The sequence below is a fragment of the Cryptosporangium arvum DSM 44712 genome (assembly GCF_000585375.1).
Lineage (GTDB): Bacteria > Actinomycetota > Actinomycetes > Mycobacteriales > Cryptosporangiaceae > Cryptosporangium > Cryptosporangium arvum.
Genome location: NZ_KK073874.1, coordinates 3847447 through 3865187, shown reverse-complemented (window position 1 = coordinate 3865187; position 17741 = coordinate 3847447). Strand labels below are relative to the sequence as shown.

The following is a 17741-nucleotide window of genomic DNA, read 5'->3' as shown; positions in this document are numbered from 1 at the left end:
TTCGATGATCCAGCACCTCCCGATTCCCCGCGGGCCGATCGAGCTCGCCGGCGACCTTCATCTGCCCGACGGCGGCGCCGACGTGTCGGCCCCGCTGCGCGCCGTGGTGCTCTCGACGCCCGGCAGCAGCGTGAAGGAGCAGATCGGCGCGAACTACGCCTCCCGTCTCGCCGCCGGCGGGATCGCCGCGCTCACCTTCGACCCCGCGCACCAGGGGGAGAGCGGCGGCGAGCCGCGCGATCTCGAGGACCCGTACCGCCGCAGCGAAGACATCTCCTACGCGATCGACGCGCTGAGCACCGTCCCCGGCGTCGACCCGCGCCGCGTCGGCGTCCTCGGCATCTGCGCGGGCGGTGGGTACGCGGTCCACGTGGCCCGCACGGACCACCGCATCCGGGCAGTCGGCACGGTCGATCCCGGCGAGATCGGCGCGTCGTTCCGCGGCTTCCAGTCCGACGGGCCGGTGGCCGCGCTCGAGGCGCTGGCGGACGCACGCCTCGAGGAGACGCGCACCGGCCGGCTGACCCGGGAGAACTGGCTCCCCGACACCATGGCCGACGCCGAGACGGCCGGCGTGACCGACGTCGACCTCCTCCAGGCGATCAGGTACTACCGCACCGGACGCGGCCACCACGAGCGTTCGACCAACCGCCGCCTGAGCCGGGGCGACTCGCTGCTGCTGGGCTTCGACGCCTACCACCTGGTCGACGAGCTCCTGACCCAGCCGCTGCTGCTCGTGCTCGCCGAGCACCTCGCCGGGACCGGCTTCGACGAGTCGGGCAAGCGGCTCTGGGCCATGGCACCCAACCCCGTCGACCGCCTGGTGATCGCCGGTGCCCGCCACTACGAGATGTACGACGTGCCCGAGTACGTCGACGCCGCCGCCGAGCGTCTCGTCGGCTTCTACACCGAGCACCTCTGACCGGAGCGCCGAGGTGTCAGACGGGTGGCCAGTGCTGCAGGGCGGCGTCGGCGATGCGCTGCAGGGTCTCGCGGTCGGCGCCGCCCGCAGCCTGCACGGAGATGCCGTTGTCGAGCGTCATGAGGTAGACCGCGAGGAACGCCGGGTCGGTTCCCGCGGGCAGATCGCCTTCGTCGAGAGCCCGCTGAAAGCGCTCGGTCAGATGGCTTCTGGTCTCGTCGCGCCACGCGGCCAGCAGTTCCCGGATCACCCGGCCGTCCTCGCTCCCGACCAGGGACGCGCGCAGGCTCAGGCAGCCGGTCGGGTAATCCGGCAGGGTACTGCTCCGGACCGCGCCGTCGAGGAACACCCGCGCCACCCGGCGGGCGGTCGGCTCGGCCAGCGATTCCGCACCGTAGGACGCCGGGCCCGCGGTGTAGCGCGCCAGGACCTTGCGGAACAGCTCTTCCTTGTTGCCGAACGCCGCGTACATGCTCGTGCGGCTGATCCCCATCGCCCCGGTCAGGTCGGGCAGGCTCGCGCCCTCGTAGCCGTGCTCCCAGAACACCCTCATCGCCTGTTCCAAGGCCTCAGTGGCGTCGAAGCCTCGAGGTCGGCCGATCGGCGCGCGCTGGGTGTCCATGCGATCCAGCTTACCCATTCCGTACCGACCGGTCCGGAACCACTGGGGCGGCCGCTCGGCTGACGTCCGGCCCGATGCATCGACCGATCAGCAGTTCCCGGGCCCGGCGATACGGCGGACCGTGACGGCGGCAGCGACCTCCCAGGTCGCCGGGAGCGTTTCGAGGGTCCAGAGTTCACCCGCCGCGTGCGCTGCGCGCATGCTCCTGGTGACCGCACCGAGATCGACGACCAGCACCTCGACGGTGTATTCCTGCCCGACCGAGCTGTCAGCGGTACCGAAGAACTGTTTCCCCCGCCAGGTGGCCAGGCGCGACGGACGATCCCAGCCGTCGACCTCGACGAGGTAGCGGACCGGTTCGCCGTTTGTCCGGTTGCGCATCGCCAGCACCATCGTCTTGCCTGCGGGCAGCGCCGATCGGCCACGGAAGACCGCGCAGCGCTGAACGCGCTGGGCCGGCGCGGGCTCAACGATCTGTACCCCGTAGCGGGTCGGGATCGGCGGGGTGAACCCGACGGTGGGCGGTGTACCGACGGCCGGCGTGCTCGATCGGCCGCCGATCGACTGCCCCCACACCAATGCCACCGCGCACAGCACGGCCACCAGGACGGCGACCAGTGCTGCCGGAAGCATCCGCGTGGCCGGCGCGCCGGACGGCGTGCCTCGCCGCACGAGTTCGTTCGCCCAGTTCACCGGGTCGGTCGGCCGCACGGCCGGATCGGAGTGCATCGCGGTGAGCAGGTGGTCCGCGAACGCCTCCGGATCCGGGATCCGCGCCGAGGCGGCAACCGACCTCAGGTGGACCCCGGTCACGTCGCCACGGTCGGCGGCCGGCGGATCGGCGCCGACGAGCGCGAAATACGCCACGGCGCCGAGCGAATACACGTCGGAGGGCTTCCCGCGGGATGCTCGGGGGTCGGCGAGCACCTCCGGTGCCGCGTACTCCGGGGTGTGCATCCCGAGGTCGTCGAAGCCGTCCTCGGTGAGCCGCAGTGTGCCCAGGTCGACGAGCACCAGTCCCCGGTCGGGGGTGACGATGCAGTTGCCGGGCTTGATGTCGCGGTGGGTCAGAACGTTGCCCCCGGCCCGGGTGATCGCGTGGAGGGAGCCCAGCGCCTCGGCCAGATCGCGGACCAGCGCGAGCCGCTCGGACAGCGAGCGCACGGTGGCCCGGGAGCCCTCCACGTACCGGGCCAGCGACGGACCCTCGATCCACGGCATCACCACGTACGGGATGAGTCCGGGAGACTCCTCGGCGTCGGCCGGGTGCGGCGGACTGCCGAGGAACACGTCGATCACCGAGACCAGATGCGGCGCCAGCATGCTCTGCAGCAGGATGCGATGGTCCTGCCATCGGCTGAACTCAGCCGGCGACGGCCAGTCGAGACCTGCCCCGGGTGGCCGGTTCAGCTGCTTCACGGCGATCGCCAGCGGGCTGTTGAGCCTGCCGGTGTACCGCGCCCGCCAGGTCACGCCCTCGGAACCGGCTGTCGGTGGGCCGCTGACCTCGAAGCGGTCCGGCTCCTCCGGTGGGCCGACGAACCAGACCGTCTCGCCGGCGATCGGCGGCTCCGGCCGAACGGCCTTCGGAAAGGCCGGCTCGCCGGAGCCCGTCCGGGTCGGCGGATCCTCGTAGTCAGACGCCATGGCGATCCTCGCGGACGACGAGTTCGGAGTCGGCGGCCACTCCGTTGCGGATCGCCCAGCGGGCCAGCGCGATGCGCAGATCCGGGGAGGCATCGGCGGCCGCGACGACCATCCCCGGTACACCGGCGCCCGCGAGCATTTCGCGCACCTCCCGGAGGCTGTTCCGGACGTGCCCGGCGTTCAGACCGAGCCGGACGGCGATCTCGCGATACGTGGCCGGATCGTCCTTCCCGTCGAGCAACGGCCGGCAGAGCGCGGCCAGTAGTCGTCGTCTGGCCGGGGTCAGGTTGAGGTCGTCGGCTCCCGGAGCGGTCAACTTCTCCCCCGCCTGAGCGCGGCTCGGACGCCGGACCGCCGGCGTAGCGGTGAGTCGTGACGCGTCGACCCGGAGCGGATAGGTTCGGCCGTGGTTGCCGACGACCACCAGATCGAACGTCAGGTGGGGTAGCGAGGTCGTCGCGCTGTGCGGCTCGAGCACACGATCCGGCGTCTGCGCGGCGACCAGGTACAGCTCCCTGCTGGTGGAGAGATTGCGGATCAGTACCGAGTCCGGGAGCAGGCTGAACGACCCGGCGGTCCGGGAAACCCGGGTGTCTTCGGGTTCATGGGCGAGCCGGATCTGGCAGTTCCGCCCCCTCCCGAAGATCAGCTCTTCCCCGTGCGTGACCGGGTAGAGCCGCCGCTCGTGATGGACGGTGACCGGATGTCCCATCGCGCGTACCTCCCGGACGTCTGACGTCGACAGTCGACGCCATTGTGGACGATGCTCGACCGGGTCCGTGGTCGTTGGTACTCGGCTGCGGTAGTCGTATACACGCGAAACCGGTCCGGTAACTGCACCCCCGCAGGGCCGCTCGCCGACTACATTCGAAGCAGCCCGGCCGCAGTGACCACAGTGGAGCCGTTGTGAGAGCCGGACCACCCGACCAACCGGACCGCTTCGAGCTGGTCGGATCCGCGCGACACGGTGGAGAGGGCGTCGCGTGGCGGGCCCGCTTCCGAGGCGACCGGGACGACGGTCCGTGGTTCGCCGTCAAACAGCTCCACCGCCCGCCCGGGGTCGGGGCCGACTGGCCCACCGCGGCCGACCGGCAGCGCTGGCAGGACCACCGGATCCTGCTGGCCAGCTTGGACGTTCCCCGCTTGGTCCCGATGCTCGACTTCTTCCTCGCCCACCAGGGAGAGGGGGACGGGCCGGGCGTGCCGCACGTGGTGATGCCCTGGATCTCCGGCCCGACCCTGGCCGAGAAGGTGGCCGACGCGCCGATCACCCATCGGAACCTCGACGAGCGGCTCGCGCTCGTCGAGGACCTCGCTCACGCGCTGGGAGGCCTGCACACCCGCTCCGCCGCCAGCGGCAACTCCCTGCTGCACAGCGACGTCAAACCGAGCAACTGCGTCATCGATCCGGCCGACGGTCTCATCCTGGTCGATCTCGGCGGTCTTCGCCTGCTGGAAGAGCCGGCCGACGAGCGGGGGATGCACACCGCGGGCTACGCGGCCCCCGAGGTGCTCCGGGACCCGTGCGCGCCGCGGAGCACGGCGTCGGACATCTACGCGCTGGGTGCGGTCGCCTGCTACTGCCTCACCGGGGTCGGTCCGCCCGCAGCGTCCGATCCCGGCTACGTGAACGTCAGCAGGAAGACGCTCGCGGCCGGCCTCGGCGCGCTGCGTCTCCCCGGTAGCGAAGCGCTCATCGACCAGGTGCTCGCCGCGATGGATCCCGATCCGGCCGCCCGGCCGACGGACCCGGTCGTCTGGGCCGCACGGCTCCGGCGGCTGGCAGCGCTCCCGCCCGCCCGGCGCAGGCCGTCCGTCACCGCGCTGATCCTGGCGCTGACGCTGTCCGTGGCGACGGTGGCGTTGCCGGCCAGAGAGCTCCCGGCCCGGCCGGCGGCGGCTCCGGCCTACGCCAGCCGGGAGGTGCAGATCACGTCTCCGCGGTCCGGCCAGGACGTCCAAGGCTGCCAGGCCTTTGTCGGCACGTCCGACCTTCCCCCGCACCGGACGATGGTGCTCACGCGGCGATCGGCTTCGGCCGACGATCGGACGCGCTGGGCGCAGCCGGTCGAGAACTGGCAGCAGCCCGACCGGTTGCGGACCTGGTACGGCTACCAGTTCTTCGGCGACGCCTCGGCCGTCGGCGACCACTTCGTCGTTGAAGTCTTCGTGGCCGACCGCGCGGTCCTGCTCGCGTCCTGGCAGCGCGCCTTGCGCGCAGGCGAAAAGTGGAAGGTCGTCGGCGTCCCGCCCGAATGGCAGCTGGCAGCCGCCGTGACCGTGCGCCGCGTTCCCGGATTCCGCCGGTGCTGAGCCCGGGCGGTCCCTGCGGGGGCGCAGTGGTGAATCGTCAACAAATGACTGTTGGATGACGTCCGGAGCTCCGGTTGATCCACGCCGCACCACGCAAGACCATTCACCCTTCCTCCGCGAGTTTCTCTTCGCGGATTGCCGGAAAGGCGCCGATGAAAACCAACCGTGTTCGAAATGCACTCAGCGCTGCACTCGTCACCGCAGGAATCGCCGCGGGCCTCGGCTTGACCGCGGAACCCGCGCTGGCGGCCAGTTGCACCGGGACGGCCGACCGCCCCAACACCAACGGGAAGACCCGAGCGCTCATCCCCGCTATCGGTCGCGACACCAATTGCACTCTGGGAAACGGAAATCAGAGTTCCGCCGTGCGGGCCCTCCAGGACTCGTTGAACCGCTGCCACGGCGCCGGGCTCACCGTTGACGGCATTTACGGCGCACGCACCGCCACGGCGGTCCGCAACGTGCAGCGCGGCGCCAATATCGCCCAGGACGGGGTCTACGGCCCGCAGACGCGCAATGCGATGCTCTGGGCTCATTACTATTACAGCGGCGGCGCTTTCCTCACGTGCGGGACCTACCAATGAGGGCCCAGGGAATCCGCACGTCGAACAGCCTGAAGAAAGCCATGCTGTCGACGGCCGTCGTCGCGACGACCGTGCTCGCCGGCGGACTGTTCACCGCGTCGCCGGCCACCGCCGAACCAGACGTCCGGGGGTGCGCCTGGCCGAAGGTCTGTTTCTACCTGAGCACCGCGAACTGGATCTCGAGCTCACCGACAGCGTCGTACCAGGACCTGACGAGCGGCTTCCAGACCCTCGGCTCCCGGAGCCGAGGCGCTGATTTCGCCTACAACAGCCGCAACGACGACGGCGCTTTCCTCCGCTTCTCCAGCGGAATCACCCAATGTCTGCCGCCCAACCAGTTCATCGACCTCGGTCGGATGCGCGCCAGCCTCGGCGACGTCGTCGGGCTTCGGATCATGGACTCGCCGACCTGCTGATCCGTCGCGATCGGGGCGGAGCCGCCGTCCCCTCGTACTGATGGCGGCTCCGCCCCGAGGGGCACCGCGGTGGTAGCGCGGTAGACCGACGGTCAGCGGACGATGCCCGGCGGCGACCAGGGCCGAGCCGTTGGCGAGCACCTCCTGAACGACCACCCTGGTTGCCCGCAGCGGCGGCGGGGCGAACGTGCCGCCACCACGCAGGGCTTCCTGGGCGGGCACTCCGAGGACGGCCGTGTCCACTGAGCCATGATCGTCGCCACGTCGTCGGCTGCCCGTTCCCCGCCGATCCTGCCGTCGGCGACGCGGACTCAGGCGGTGACGCGGACTCAGGCGGTGACGCGGACTCAGGCGGCGCTGCGGATGACCGCGTTCCGCACGGCGTCCAAGCCTTCGGCCTGCGTGAGGATCGCTCGATATCCGAGTTCGGCGACGGCCTTGTCGGTGCGCAGGGTGCAGGCCTGCTCCAGGAACCAGCGCGCCGGTACGGGAATCACGCGGGCAGCCGTGTCGGCGTCCAGGTCGGGGATCGTGGCGTCGACTCCGTAGAGCGCGAAGTTCTCCTCGAGGAACTCGCGAAGGATCACGCGGTGCTGATCGGTCACGAAGTACGCCTGGCCCGGCCGGCCGCGCAGCCATCCCAGAACGAGGCCCTCGACCGCGTTGTCGACGAACGTGACGTCGGTGGTGTGCCGGCCGCCCTCGACCCAGGCGAACTCGCCGTTGCGGGCCGCCTGCACCAGACCTTCGACCAGTGAGCTCTCCGGTCCCCAGACGAACCGCGGGCGGATCGACACGGTGACGAAGCCCGGCGCGTTCGCGGCCAGTACCAACGCCTCCGCGTCCGCTTTCGTCGCGCAGTACGCGGCTTCCGAGTCCGGTCGCAGTGGCGCGCTCTCGTCGACCTCGACGAGCGGCTCGCCGGCCAGCAGGGCGGCTTCGCTGCCACAGTGCACGAACCGGGCCACCCCGGCCTGCCGGGCTGCTTGCAGGGCCGCCCGCGTGCCGCCCACCGTAACCAGCTCCTGCCGTTCCCGGTCAGCCGTGATGTCGGTCTCCGCGGCCAGGTGGAACAGCACCTCGCTGCCCTCGACCTGGGCGCGCCAGGAATCGGGATCGGTCAGCTCGCCGCGCACCGGCTGGGCGCCCAGCGCGGCCACGACGTCGGCGGACGCCGCGCTGCGGACCAGAACCTTGACCCCGTGCCCGTCGGCCAGCAGGCGCGTGACCAGCTTGCGGCCGATGAAGCCGGAACCGCCCGTGACGAAGGTCTGTGCCATGTCGTTCTCCTCGATCGGAATGGTCTCCACCTGTGTCCAGCGCTCGGCGACCGGCGCCACTTCCCTCAGGAATATCTATCTTTCGAGGGTCTCCCATAAGATCTTTGAATGGCTACTCTCCGTGCGCTGGAATGTCTGGTCGCGGTCACCGACACCGGCTCGATCACCGAGGCGGCCCGGTTGCTGCACTCGTCGCAGCCGGCGGTGTCCCAGCAGATCGCCGCGCTGGAGCGCGAGACCCGTACGCCTCTGCTGCGGCGGGAACCCCGTGGCGTCTCACTCACCCCCGCCGGCCGGGCGGCGGTCGCGGACGCCCGGCGAGCCATCGACGCAGCGGCGTCCGCGGTCCGCTCGGCCAGGGCAACGGGTGAGGCGAAGGGCGGATCGCTGCGCCTGGTCTGCGCCCAGAGTCTGACCGTGCCGTTGATCGCCCCGGTGATCCGCGCCTGGCACCGGCACTACCCGCACGTGGCGATCGGCCTCCGGGAGGTGGTCGTGCCGGACGGCCTACCGAAACTCCTCGAGGATGGGGAGGCCGACCTGCTGGTGCTCTCCGGCCCTCTGGACGGCCCGTACACGTCCACGGCTCTCGGTGACGAGGAGATCGTGCTGACGGCACCGAAGGGTCATCGGCTGGCGGAGCGGAGATCGGTGGGCCTGTCCGAGCTCGCGGGTGAGGGACTGGTGCACTTCGCGCCCGACAACGGCTTGAGCAGCTGGCTCGATTGGTCGCTCAGCGCAGCCGGCCTTCGCCTCGAACCGGTGCTGAGAACATCGGTCACCGCTGCGGCACCACAGCTCGCCGCGGCCGGACTCGGGATCGCGATCACCCCGGTCAGCGCCGTCAGCTCCGGCTTCCCCGGCGTGGTCCGCTCCTTCTCACCCCGGTGGACTCGCCCGCTGTTCGCGGTCACGCTGCCGGAGCCGGACCCGCTCTCCGCCCGCTTCATCGCCGACCTGCGTACCCGCGGTGTACGCGTGCCCCGGGACGTGAAGAACCAACTCGAGGGCGGGTCCTAGCGGAGCCGCAGGGTGCTGACCCGATGACGAGTCGCGTCACGTCGTCGCGAACGGGATGAGCCCGGACGACGAGTACTCCATGAACACCGCGTTCGGGAAGTGGGGACCGACGAGGACCGCACCGGTGTCCCTGACGTGCGCAGCGATGTTGCGGCGGGTCCGGATCGCGGCTCCCCCGTCGACGTCGCCGACCCAGGCCAGGTCCGGCCGCAACGCCTCCGCCGGACAGTGCAGGGCGTCGCCGACGACGAACGCGCAGGCGTTGGTTCCCCGCACCGCGAAGCCGAAGTGGCCGGGCGTGTGCCCGGCGGTGTCCACGGCCGTGATGCCGTCGACGGGCTCGGCTCCGTCGACGAGGCGTCGGCGCCTGGAGCCGATGATCTCCAGCTCGTTCGGGCGCGGCCCGACGGGGCCGCCGCTGTTCTCCGGCCGGATCCAGTACTGCCACTCGCCTTCGCCGACCCAGTACTCCGCGTTCGGGAACGTGGCGTCCCCGTCGCCGATCCAGCCGACGTGATCGGCGTGCAGGTGGGTGAGCAGGATCGTGTCGATCTGCTCCGGTTCCACGCCGAGTGCGCTGAGGTTGCGCAGTAGTGCTCCTCCGCCCATGTACCCGTCCCGGGAGGCTCCGGGCCGGATGAGGGGGATCCTGCGGTCACCGATGCCGACGTCGACGAGAACCCGGGAAGTGCCGGCGGTGACGAGGATGGCGCCGATGCTGAGCAGCAGCATGCCGTCCTCGTCGACGACGTCGAGACCGTCGGTGAAGATGTCTTCGTGCCCGGCCGGATAGGCCACGGCCGGATCGGCGCGGAGCTCACCGTCCGGCACGAAAGTGAGCGTGATCTCGCCGAGGTCGAGGGCGGTGGTGTCAGCGGGGACAGCACTCATGTGCACTCCTTTGCGTCAGAGGCGACGCGGTCGTCGCCCCTGAGCGGGCGGATGCTCAGGGGCGAGCGCGGGCGGGTGCCGTCGGTCTCGGCACCCACGGCCACGGCGAGTTCGTGCGCTGCGGCGAAGCCGAGCGCCGCCTGGACCCACCTGGGGGCGTACCGATTCGTCCTCAGCGCGTCGGCGCCGAGAATGCGGTATCGGTACCGATCGATTCGGCCATGGTGCTAGGGCGTGTTTGAAAAGCGCTTCGTTCGTTGGGTGATGCGTGGCTCGTGGTGATCTGACGAATGCGGAGTGGGAAGTCTTGTCGGCGGTGTTGCCGTCGGCTAAGCCGGGTGGTCGGCCGCCGCGTTCGCGGCGGCAGGTCATTGATGGGATCCGGTGGCGGGTGAGGACCGGGGCGCCGTGGCGGGACCTGCCCGAACGGTATGGGCCGTGGGAGACCGCGTATGCGCTGTTCCGGGACTGGCAGCGGGACGGGACCTGGGCGCGCATCGTGTCCGATCTGCAGTCCCGCGCCCAGGCCCGGGGGCTGATCACCTGGGACGTGTCCGTCGACTCCACCGTGGTCCGGGCTCACCAGCACGCCGCGGGCGCCCGTAAAAGGGGGTCGATCAGAAACAACCGCCGGGAGGGTGCACCGCAGAGCCCAACGACCATGGTCTGGGACGGTCACGCGGCGGGTTGAGCACCAAGATCCATCTCGCGGCCGAGGGCGGACAGCGTCCGCTGTCGCTGCTGGTCACCGCCGGGCAGGCCGGAGACGCGCCGCAGTTCCAGCCGGTGATCGACGCGATCGGTGTCCCCGGTCGAGTCGGCAGGCCTAGGACACGGCCGGCGCGGGTCCTAGCCGATAAGGCCTACGGATCCCGCGCCAACCGCGTCTACCTGCGCCGACGCGGAATCCGCGCCACCATCCCCGAACCAGCCGACCGGTTGGCCCACCGCCGACCTCGCGGCAGCGCCGGCGGCCGCCCACCGACGTTCAACGCCGAGACCTACAAGCAGCGCCACGCGGTCGAGTGCGGGATCAACCGCCTCAAGCGCTACCGGGCGGTCGCGACTCGCTACGACAAACTCGCCGTCCGCTTTCTCACGACGCTGCACATCGCCGCGATCAACGAATGGCTACGGTGACCAGCTTTTCAAACAGGCCCTAGCCGATCAGTCGCGTGCCGATAGAACGTTGACGTCGCGCACATGGCCCTTGCGCCTACCTCAACCGGCATCAGCGTGGGCGGATCGATAGCCGGATTGCCGGGGCGCCGTTCGGCGACGTGGCGGCGGATCCGCACTGGTCAAACGATGGTCGGATGATCCACCCGCACACGTTGAGGTCCTCGGCGGCAGCACGGCGACGGGTCTGCTGACCCCGGCGGACGACAGCCGCGTTACCGGGGTCGCGGTGGACGGATCCAGTGCCGACGCGAACCTGGTCGTGGACGCCGGCGGCCATGCCTCGCGGGCCCCGGCAGGCCCACGAACCCGAGGCCGGGAATCGACGTGGAGACACCGCGTTCGTGCCAGGGCCAACCGGCCGGACCGACGGCGTGCGGAACCAGCCACTGGAAGCCCGGCCGGTAGCCGGTGCACCAGACGACGTTCGGCACATCGAGTACACGGTCGTCGGTCAGGCGGGGCCGGCCGTCCTGAACACCGGCGACGCGGGGAACCCGTCGGACGCCCGCGGCGCGCAGGGTCGCCGGGGACTGCCAGACCAGCGGGGCCGCGCGATTCGGCCGGCCCCGCAGGAACCGTCCGAGCGGTCCGGATGGAACTCGGCGGCCGAACCCCAGCCGCCGCACTGTCCGGCTGCGCGCCAACGCGACCGGAACCGATCCGGTGCTGCGACCGGCCATCCATACCTCGTGTTCGCCGACGAGGTCCATGGCGACGTCGGCGCCCGACGTACCCGCGCCGACGACCAGGACCGGCCCCGGCCGCGGGTCGTCCGGCCGTCGGTACTCCGCCGAGTGCAGCTGCCGGACGGACGGATCGAGCTCGGCGGCGAACGGGGGTACCCATGGCGTGCCGAATGCGCCGGTCGTCCCGATCACCGACTCGGCTTCGATCACCGAGCCGTCGTCGACGGTGAGCAGATGGACCCCGTCGGTCACGGTGTGCGATTCAACTGCGACGCCGGTGCGCACAGGAAGCGAATGGTGTTGTCCGCGCGGCTCCGTCGTGGGACTGAGGGACGGACGGCACTCGTCAGGGCAGGGAAATACCGGGGCCGAGCATCTCGATGTGGTGCCGGGCGGCGACCGCCATCAGCGCACCGGGATCCGTCGGTCCACCCGCCGCCGACGCCTCGCTCAGTTCACGCACGAATTCGTCGAAGCCGCCGGGCGAGTGCAGCGTGAGGTATCGGACCGATGGGCTGATCACGACGAAGCTGTGCGGTATTCCTCGAGGGAGGACGGCCACGTGCCCGGCGGCGGCTTCCCTGCGCTCGTCGCCGACCTGGATGAGCATTTCGCCGTCGAGCAGGACGAAGGTCTCGGTCGCCAGCAGATGCCGGTGCCGGGGCGTCGAGTGACCACGCAAGCCGGTGCTCTCGACGACGGTGAGGTCGCCTCCGGTCTGCCGGCCGGTAGCCAGCATCCGGGCATCCGAGTTCAGGAGCCGGTACACCGGCTGGTCGTCAGGGGTGGTGAAGACTGACACGAGACGTCTCCGTTCTGCGGCGTCAGCTGAGATAGATGGCGGCCATCGCGTCGCGGAGCCGCACCATGGCCTCGAGCGGCTGCCCGAGGGACAGGCCGCCGTCGACCACCAGGTCGTGACCCGTCACGTAGGCACTCGCATCGCCGGCGAGATAGACGGCCGCTCCGGCAACGTCCGGGCCGAAACCGGGCCGAGGCAGGGCCTGCAGGGAGCGGGCCTGCTCACGTGCGTACGCCTCGAGCGCCGAGAGGCGGGCCTGCGCCGTCTCCTCGGCGACGCCGGCGGCCTTGCCGAAGCGTCCCGTCGTGACGAAGCCCGGCGAGATGCAGTTGACCCGGATCCCGTAGCTGCCCAACTCGGCGGCTGCCCATTGCGAGAGGCTGATGAGCGCGGCCTTCGAGGTCGAGTAGGCGACACCGGCGTAGACGGCCCGCGTCCCCGTGATGCTGGCCATGTTGATGATGCTGCCGCCGCTCCCCTGCCTGCGCAGATGCCCGGTGGCGTGCTTGATCCCGTACAGCGCACCCATGAGGTTGACCTCGTGGGCGGCGCGGAACGCCGCGGCGTCCACGTCTTCGATGCTGCCCAACTGTGACGGCGACCCGGCGTTGTTGACGAGAACATCCAGACGCCCGTGCCGTTCGACGGTGAGGTCCAGGAGCGCGGCGACGGCACCTTCGTCCGACACGTCGGTCGCCGTGAAAGACGCCGCCGGTCCGAGTTCCCCGGCCAGCGCCTCGCCCAACTCCCGGCGGCGTCCGGCCAGGACGACGTTCGCCCCTTCGGCCACGAACGCGCGCGCCACATCCACCCCGATTCCGCTGGTCGCACCCGTGACGACGGCAACCTTCCCGATCAGTGAATCCATGCCGGCTCCTTCATCAAGGTCGTGAAATCGAGCGTCCTCCCCCGGCGCCGACGAAACGTTGACGCGGCGCATACCCGAAGCGTCACGCACGTCACGCCGCATGCAGTTGGAGAATTCACCGTCGTTCGGGACTATCAAATGGTGCGTTTCACTCTGCTCGGCCCGGTTCGGGCGGTCACGGACGCCGGCGACCTCACCCTCGGTTCGCCTCAGCAGCGCGGACTGTTGAGCCTGCTGCTCCTGCGGAACACGCCCGTGCCCATCGAGGACGTGGTCGACGCTCTGTGGGGTGCAGAGCCGCCGCCGTCGGCGCACAGCACCGTGCGCACCTACGCCGCCCGGTTACGGCAGGTCCTTCCCGCTGCGGAAGCGGAGCTCCGGCGATCAGCGAGTGGCTACTCCCTCGTGCGGCACCGAGCCGAGGTCGACGCGGACGAGTTCGATCTTCTGGTACGCCGGGCGCGCGTCGCCCGGCGATCCGGCGACATGACGGAGACCGCGGCGGCCCTGCGTCGAGCGTTGGACCTGTGGGCCGGGCCGGCCCTCGGCGGCGTGCACGCTGAATTCGCCGCCGCCCAGCGCACCCGCTTGGAAGAGTCCTACCGCACGGCCCGTGAGCAGTGGTTCGACGCCGAGCTGGCGCTCGGTCGACACGAGGCGATCTGCGCAGATCTGGGTGCGGCGGTCGCCGAACGGCCGATGGATGCACGTCTCACCGAGCTGTGGATGACCGCTCTGCATCGCAGCGGCCGGACCGTGGAGGCGCTCGAGGCGTTCCGGCGGTTGCGGACCCGCCTGCACCAGGAGCTCGGCATCGAGCCCGGTCCGGAGCTCCAGCGGCTGCACCAGCGGTTGCTGCGGGGTGACGAGGTGGTCGTTCCGCCGACCGGGCCGGACGAGCCGCGGTCCGTCCGGCCCGACCAGACGCCCCCCGACATCCAGGACTTCACCGGCCGTCGAGCCGAGGTCGACCGGCTGCGCCACATCCTCACCCGGGACGGCGCAGCGCTGGCCGGCATCACCGGTCTCGGGGGCTCGGGCAAGTCGACCCTGGCCGTACACGTGGCTCACCTGTTCGCCGAGCACTTCCCGGACGGCCGGGTGCACCTGGACCTGGGTGCTCGCACCGGACGACCGATGGGCGTCCACGAGGCGCTCGGATCACTGCTCCGCACCGTGCGGCCGGGCGTCTCCGTGCCGGACACGGTGGCCGAGCGCTCCGCCCTGTGGCGCACGATCGCGTCCGGCCGCCGGATGCTGGTGGTTCTCGACGATGCCGACAGCAGTGCTCAAGTCGAGCCGCTGTTGCCGGCCTGCGCCGTGATCGTCACGGCGACACGCCGGCTGCTGCGGTTGTCCGCGGTGTCCTGGCTGCGGCTCGGGCCGCTCAGCGACGACGAGTCGCTGAACCTGCTGGGCGAGATCGCCGGGCACCACCGGATCGCCGTCGAGCCGGACCCGGCTTCCGAGCTGGTGGCCGCCTGCTCGGGCCACCCGCTGTCGGTGCGCGTCGCCGCCGCCCGGCTCCTGGACAGGCCGATGTGGACGGTCGAGCGGATCGTGGCGCAGCTGGACGAGGATTTTCGCGAGCCGGTCGTCATGCACGAGGACTGCAAGATCGTCGACGAGCCGATGCGCCGGGCGGAGGGTCGGCTCGATGCGGTGGTGGCCACCGTCTTCCGCCTGGGCGCCCTCCTCGTCACGCCGGTGCGCGGCGTGGACGACGTGACCGCGATGACCGGACTGCCGCGCGCCGAGGCGCACGCCGCACTGGAAGACCTGGTGGACGCTGATCTGCTCCAGGCGGTCGGTGCCGAGACCTATCGGTACTCACCCCTCGTTCAGGCCTTCGCGCGACGCCGTGCCCAGCAGGTCGAGGGGCCGGACCGTTGCCGCGCGGCGCTGGCCGGCCTGGTCGGCGCTCACCGTGATCACCGCAGCGAAGCGAGCCGCGCGCTGGTGTGAGCCGCCCGCCATCCGGTCGGCCCAGCCGGGTCAGTTCACCACGAGGGTTCGCAGCGTTCGGCGGAGCTGACTCGACGCGCTCGGACTGAGCCCCGCCAGGAACCCGCTCTCGGCCTTTTCGTACGCGACCTGGGCCGCGTCGTAGGTCTGCAACCCCTGTTCGGTGAGCTCGACGACGTTCTTGCGTCGGTCCGCGGGGTCGGGTCGGCGCGTGACGATGCCCTTGCGTTCGAGCACGTCCAGCAACGCCACCATCGTGGTGCGGTCGATGCCGAGCGTCTGCGCCACCTGCAGTTGCGACGTCGGTTCGCGGTGGGCCAGTACCCGGAGCGCCCCGTAGTCCTTGCTGTCGATCCCCAACGGCTCGAGCGCCGCATCCGTCAGCGCCATGAGTTTCTGAGTGGCGTGCTTGAGGAGGTAGCCCAGGACTTCGTGCGGGTCAGCGCTGGTGCTCGACGGGGTAGCCATGGCCCCCATCTTAGGCGTAGGCTGATCGTCAGTACTACTGATCATCAGACTTACTGCGAAAGGCGCCACCATGATCCTGGTAACCGGAGGGATGGGCTTCATCGGCTCGCACACCGTCCGCGCCCTCACCGAGGCCGGCGAGGAGTGCGTCCTGCTCCAGCGCCGCACCCCCCAGGTCCCCCCGCACCTGGCCGACTTACCGATCCACGTCGTCCAGGCCGACGTCGCCGACCTCGACGCCCTGCTCGACGTCGGCCGGAAGTACCCGATCACCGGAATCGTGCATCTCGCCGTCGCCCTGCCGTGGCCGGTGACCGACGGCGACCCGATCGAGGCCACGGGAGCAGCCCTGGAGGCGTTCCTCAACATCGTCCGCGCCGCCCAGGCCTGGGGCGTGCGCCGTGTCGTGACCGCGAGCACGATCGGCGTCTACGGCTTCGCCTACCACGGCGCGCTGACCGAGGACATGCCGATTTCCTTCGAGCACATCCACCCCATCCCGACGTTCAAGAAGATCACCGAACTCCTCGCCGGCCACCTCTCGGACGTGACCGATGTGAACGTCGTCAACGCACGCATCTCGGGGACCTGGGGACCCGGCGGACACCTGCCCGACCCGTTCTTCGCCGCTCCGTCCCTGGCCCACGCCGCAGCCCTGCGGGCCGAGCCCGACCTGTCGGGGCTCCTCGCACCCCCGAAGGCAGAGGACGCGCTCGACCTGCTCTACGTCAAGGACACCGGTCGCGCGCTCGCACTGCTGCAGCTCGCGGAGGAGTTGCACCACTCCACGTACAACGTCGGCTCCGGTCGGGCCACGAGCAACGCCGACGTCGTCACCGCGATCCGCTCCGTCGAGCCCGGTTTCCGATGCGACCTCCCCTCGGACGGCCAGCGCCCGCTGAGCTGGCTCGACATCACCCGCTTGCGCGAGGACACCACGTTCGAACCCCGGTACGACACCGCCGCTGCGGCCGCGGACTACATCGCCTGGCTGCGGGCGGGAAATCCGCGCTGACGCCCGGCCGTCGCGTGCGCCTGCGCGCGTCCGGCGACCCGGTGGGCAGCGTCGGATACGCCGAGCGGACGTGGCGTCTTCGAGATGGGCCGGACCGTGCTGCCGGAGTTCCAGGGCAGGGGCATCGCGGGCCAGGCCGCAGCGGCAGCTACGGCTCATGCCGCCGGAACCGGTCGGCCGCGGTGGCTGCACGCCTTCCCGGCGGTGGACGACCCGGCGTCGAACGCGGTGTACCGCAGGGTCGGGTTCGTGCTGGCCGTGAAGTCAGTGCTGCTCAGCGCGGGTGTGGGCTTGGGCGAACCGGAGGAGTCGGTGCCGGTTCCGCCGATGTTGCCGCCGAAGGGTGAGCCGGTCGACGATCGCGGCGCAGAGCCGGGTCGGTGAAGTGGCGATCGCGATGGAGACTTCTCCCGGCCAGTGCCAGCACACCAGCGCACGGAGCTGAGCGTCGAACGGACCGGGCGCCGTTGTCGACGTCCCGGCCCGTTCGATCGTCAGTGGGAAGCGGATCAGTCCTCGGTGTACATGTTGTGGCCGTTGATCACGGTGTCCGAAGGGCACGTCGCGTAGGAGTAGCCGGTGCCGACGTACTTCCAGGGACCCCCGTAGTAGTAGCCGTCGGTGCAATGGGCCAGTGCCGCGAACCTGCCGTTGCCCGTAGTGCACGTCGCCCAGCTGGTGGTCTTGGACGGCGTCACATATCCGTGGCTGCAGTTGCCGGGCAAGGCTTGTGCGGGTGAGGCGGGTAAGACGGCGGCACCCGCCGCGAGGACGCAGGCGGCGAGCTTGGCGACAAGTTTCATCAACGCTCCCTGAAACGGCGATCAGAACGTGTCCATAGTGGAATCGGCAAAAGGTGCCGTCAACCGCTCTGACGGTGTACTGCGGGCGGATCTACACGATCTCTACACGTTCTGTACGGCTCGGCTGTCGACGCCATGAGCTCCTGGACGACGGTACGTGCCGAGTACTCCCGCTCGACGTCGGTGGCGGCGTACGACTCAGTGCCGTTGCGCGGCGCGGGAGCCGTGAGCCGCTACTCGAAGCGGGCGCCGACGAG

At 70.6% G+C, this 17741-nt stretch carries 17 protein-coding genes and 2 pseudogenes; 9 read left to right on the top strand and 10 right to left on the bottom strand.

Annotated features, from left to right (window positions below):
• The first annotated feature begins 4 nt into the window (after positions 1-4).
• On the top strand, positions 5-922 hold the full coding sequence (locus CRYAR_RS17185; RefSeq protein ID WP_035852050.1) for an alpha/beta hydrolase: 918 nt from the start codon (positions 5-7) through the stop codon (positions 920-922).
• A 16-nt stretch (positions 923-938) separates the two neighbouring features.
• Here CRYAR_RS17185 and CRYAR_RS17180 read toward each other — a convergent pair whose 3' ends face one another.
• From CRYAR_RS17180 to CRYAR_RS17170, 3 genes are all read right to left on the bottom strand, one after another.
• Positions 939-1544: a TetR/AcrR family transcriptional regulator gene (locus CRYAR_RS17180; RefSeq protein ID WP_035852046.1), complete on the bottom strand. Its 606-nt coding sequence runs from the start codon at positions 1542-1544 to the stop codon at positions 939-941.
• Between the two features lie 87 nt (positions 1545-1631).
• Entirely contained in the window at positions 1632-3191 is a 1560-nt protein-coding gene (locus CRYAR_RS17175; RefSeq protein WP_035852044.1) for a serine/threonine protein kinase, read from the bottom strand.
• Positions 3181-3903: a hypothetical protein gene (locus tag CRYAR_RS17170; protein WP_051570452.1), complete on the bottom strand. Its 723-nt coding sequence runs from the start codon at positions 3901-3903 to the stop codon at positions 3181-3183. Before CRYAR_RS17170 ends, CRYAR_RS17175 begins: the two co-directional genes overlap by 11 nt.
• Positions 3904-4097: 194 nt before the next feature.
• Between CRYAR_RS17170 and CRYAR_RS17165 the strand changes: the two genes are divergently transcribed.
• The 3 genes from CRYAR_RS17165 to CRYAR_RS47330 all read left to right on the top strand — a co-directional run bounded on the left by CRYAR_RS17165 (position 4098) and on the right by CRYAR_RS47330 (position 6504).
• Complete coding sequence (locus tag CRYAR_RS17165) at positions 4098-5504, top strand: protein kinase domain-containing protein (protein WP_035852043.1); 1407 nt, start codon at positions 4098-4100, stop codon at positions 5502-5504.
• 74 nt (positions 5505-5578) lie between these two features.
• The gene (locus tag CRYAR_RS45780; RefSeq protein WP_157017801.1) at positions 5579-6088 is read left to right on the top strand and encodes a peptidoglycan-binding domain-containing protein; all 510 of its coding nucleotides are present in this window, start codon (positions 5579-5581) and stop codon (positions 6086-6088) included.
• Positions 6085-6504 carry a hypothetical protein gene (locus CRYAR_RS47330; protein WP_157017799.1) on the top strand — a complete coding sequence of 140 codons (420 nt, stop codon included), beginning with the start codon at positions 6085-6087 and terminating at the stop codon, positions 6502-6504. The genes CRYAR_RS45780 and CRYAR_RS47330 overlap by 4 nt, the downstream gene beginning before the upstream one ends.
• A gap of 347 nt (positions 6505-6851) precedes the next feature.
• On the opposite strand, the gene CRYAR_RS17150 is transcribed toward CRYAR_RS47330, so the two are convergent.
• Entirely contained in the window at positions 6852-7784 is a 933-nt protein-coding gene (locus tag CRYAR_RS17150; RefSeq protein ID WP_035863832.1) for an NAD-dependent epimerase/dehydratase family protein, read from the bottom strand.
• Between the two features lie 108 nt (positions 7785-7892).
• Between CRYAR_RS17150 and CRYAR_RS17145 the strand changes: the two genes are divergently transcribed.
• Positions 7893-8804 carry a LysR family transcriptional regulator gene (locus CRYAR_RS17145; RefSeq protein WP_035852040.1) on the top strand — a complete coding sequence of 304 codons (912 nt, stop codon included), beginning with the start codon at positions 7893-7895 and terminating at the stop codon, positions 8802-8804.
• A 36-nt stretch (positions 8805-8840) separates the two neighbouring features.
• On the opposite strand, the gene CRYAR_RS17140 is transcribed toward CRYAR_RS17145, so the two are convergent.
• Positions 8841-9695, bottom strand: a complete 855-nt coding sequence (locus CRYAR_RS17140) for an MBL fold metallo-hydrolase (RefSeq protein ID WP_035852038.1) — start codon at positions 9693-9695, stop codon at positions 8841-8843.
• A gap of 268 nt (positions 9696-9963) precedes the next feature.
• Here CRYAR_RS17140 and CRYAR_RS45770 point away from each other — a divergent pair.
• A protein-coding gene (locus tag CRYAR_RS45770; protein ID WP_245620473.1) for an IS5 family transposase occupies positions 9964-10835 on the top strand; the annotation gives its coding sequence in 2 pieces (ribosomal slippage) (positions 9964-10350 and positions 10353-10835; 870 coding nt in all).
• A 254-nt stretch (positions 10836-11089) separates the two neighbouring features.
• Here CRYAR_RS45770 and CRYAR_RS17125 read toward each other — a convergent pair.
• From CRYAR_RS17125 to CRYAR_RS17115, 3 genes and pseudogenes are all read right to left on the bottom strand, one after another.
• Positions 11090-11854, bottom strand: a pseudogene (locus CRYAR_RS17125) (NAD(P)-binding domain-containing protein); the annotation flags it as partial.
• A gap of 55 nt (positions 11855-11909) precedes the next feature.
• Positions 11910-12365: a cupin domain-containing protein gene (locus tag CRYAR_RS17120; RefSeq protein WP_157017797.1), complete on the bottom strand. Its 456-nt coding sequence runs from the start codon at positions 12363-12365 to the stop codon at positions 11910-11912.
• A gap of 22 nt (positions 12366-12387) precedes the next feature.
• Positions 12388-13233 (bottom strand): SDR family NAD(P)-dependent oxidoreductase, encoded by an 846-nt coding sequence (locus CRYAR_RS17115; RefSeq protein WP_035852034.1) that lies wholly within the window; start codon positions 13231-13233, stop codon positions 12388-12390.
• A 138-nt stretch (positions 13234-13371) separates the two neighbouring features.
• On the opposite strand from CRYAR_RS17115, the gene CRYAR_RS17110 reads away from it, so the two are divergent.
• Positions 13372-15198, top strand: a complete 1827-nt coding sequence (locus tag CRYAR_RS17110; protein WP_051570442.1) for an AfsR/SARP family transcriptional regulator — start codon at positions 13372-13374, stop codon at positions 15196-15198.
• Between the two features lie 30 nt (positions 15199-15228).
• Here the strand turns inward: CRYAR_RS17110 and CRYAR_RS17105 are convergent, their stop codons facing one another.
• Positions 15229-15666 carry a MarR family winged helix-turn-helix transcriptional regulator gene (locus CRYAR_RS17105; protein WP_035852032.1) on the bottom strand — a complete coding sequence of 146 codons (438 nt, stop codon included), beginning with the start codon at positions 15664-15666 and terminating at the stop codon, positions 15229-15231.
• Positions 15667-15736: 70 nt separating this feature from the next.
• Here CRYAR_RS17105 and CRYAR_RS17100 point away from each other — a divergent pair, with 70 nt between their 5' ends.
• Both CRYAR_RS17100 and CRYAR_RS43205 read left to right on the top strand, forming a co-directional pair.
• Positions 15737-16681, top strand: a complete 945-nt coding sequence (locus tag CRYAR_RS17100; RefSeq protein ID WP_035852025.1) for an NAD-dependent epimerase/dehydratase family protein — start codon at positions 15737-15739, stop codon at positions 16679-16681.
• A gap of 21 nt (positions 16682-16702) precedes the next feature.
• Positions 16703-17065, top strand: a pseudogene (locus CRYAR_RS43205) (GNAT family N-acetyltransferase); the annotation flags it as partial.
• Positions 17066-17190: 125 nt separating this feature from the next.
• Here CRYAR_RS43205 and CRYAR_RS47325 read toward each other — a convergent pair.
• On the bottom strand, positions 17191-17484 hold the full coding sequence (locus tag CRYAR_RS47325; RefSeq protein WP_157017795.1) for a hypothetical protein: 294 nt from the start codon (positions 17482-17484) through the stop codon (positions 17191-17193).
• Positions 17485-17741 lie beyond the last annotated feature (257 nt).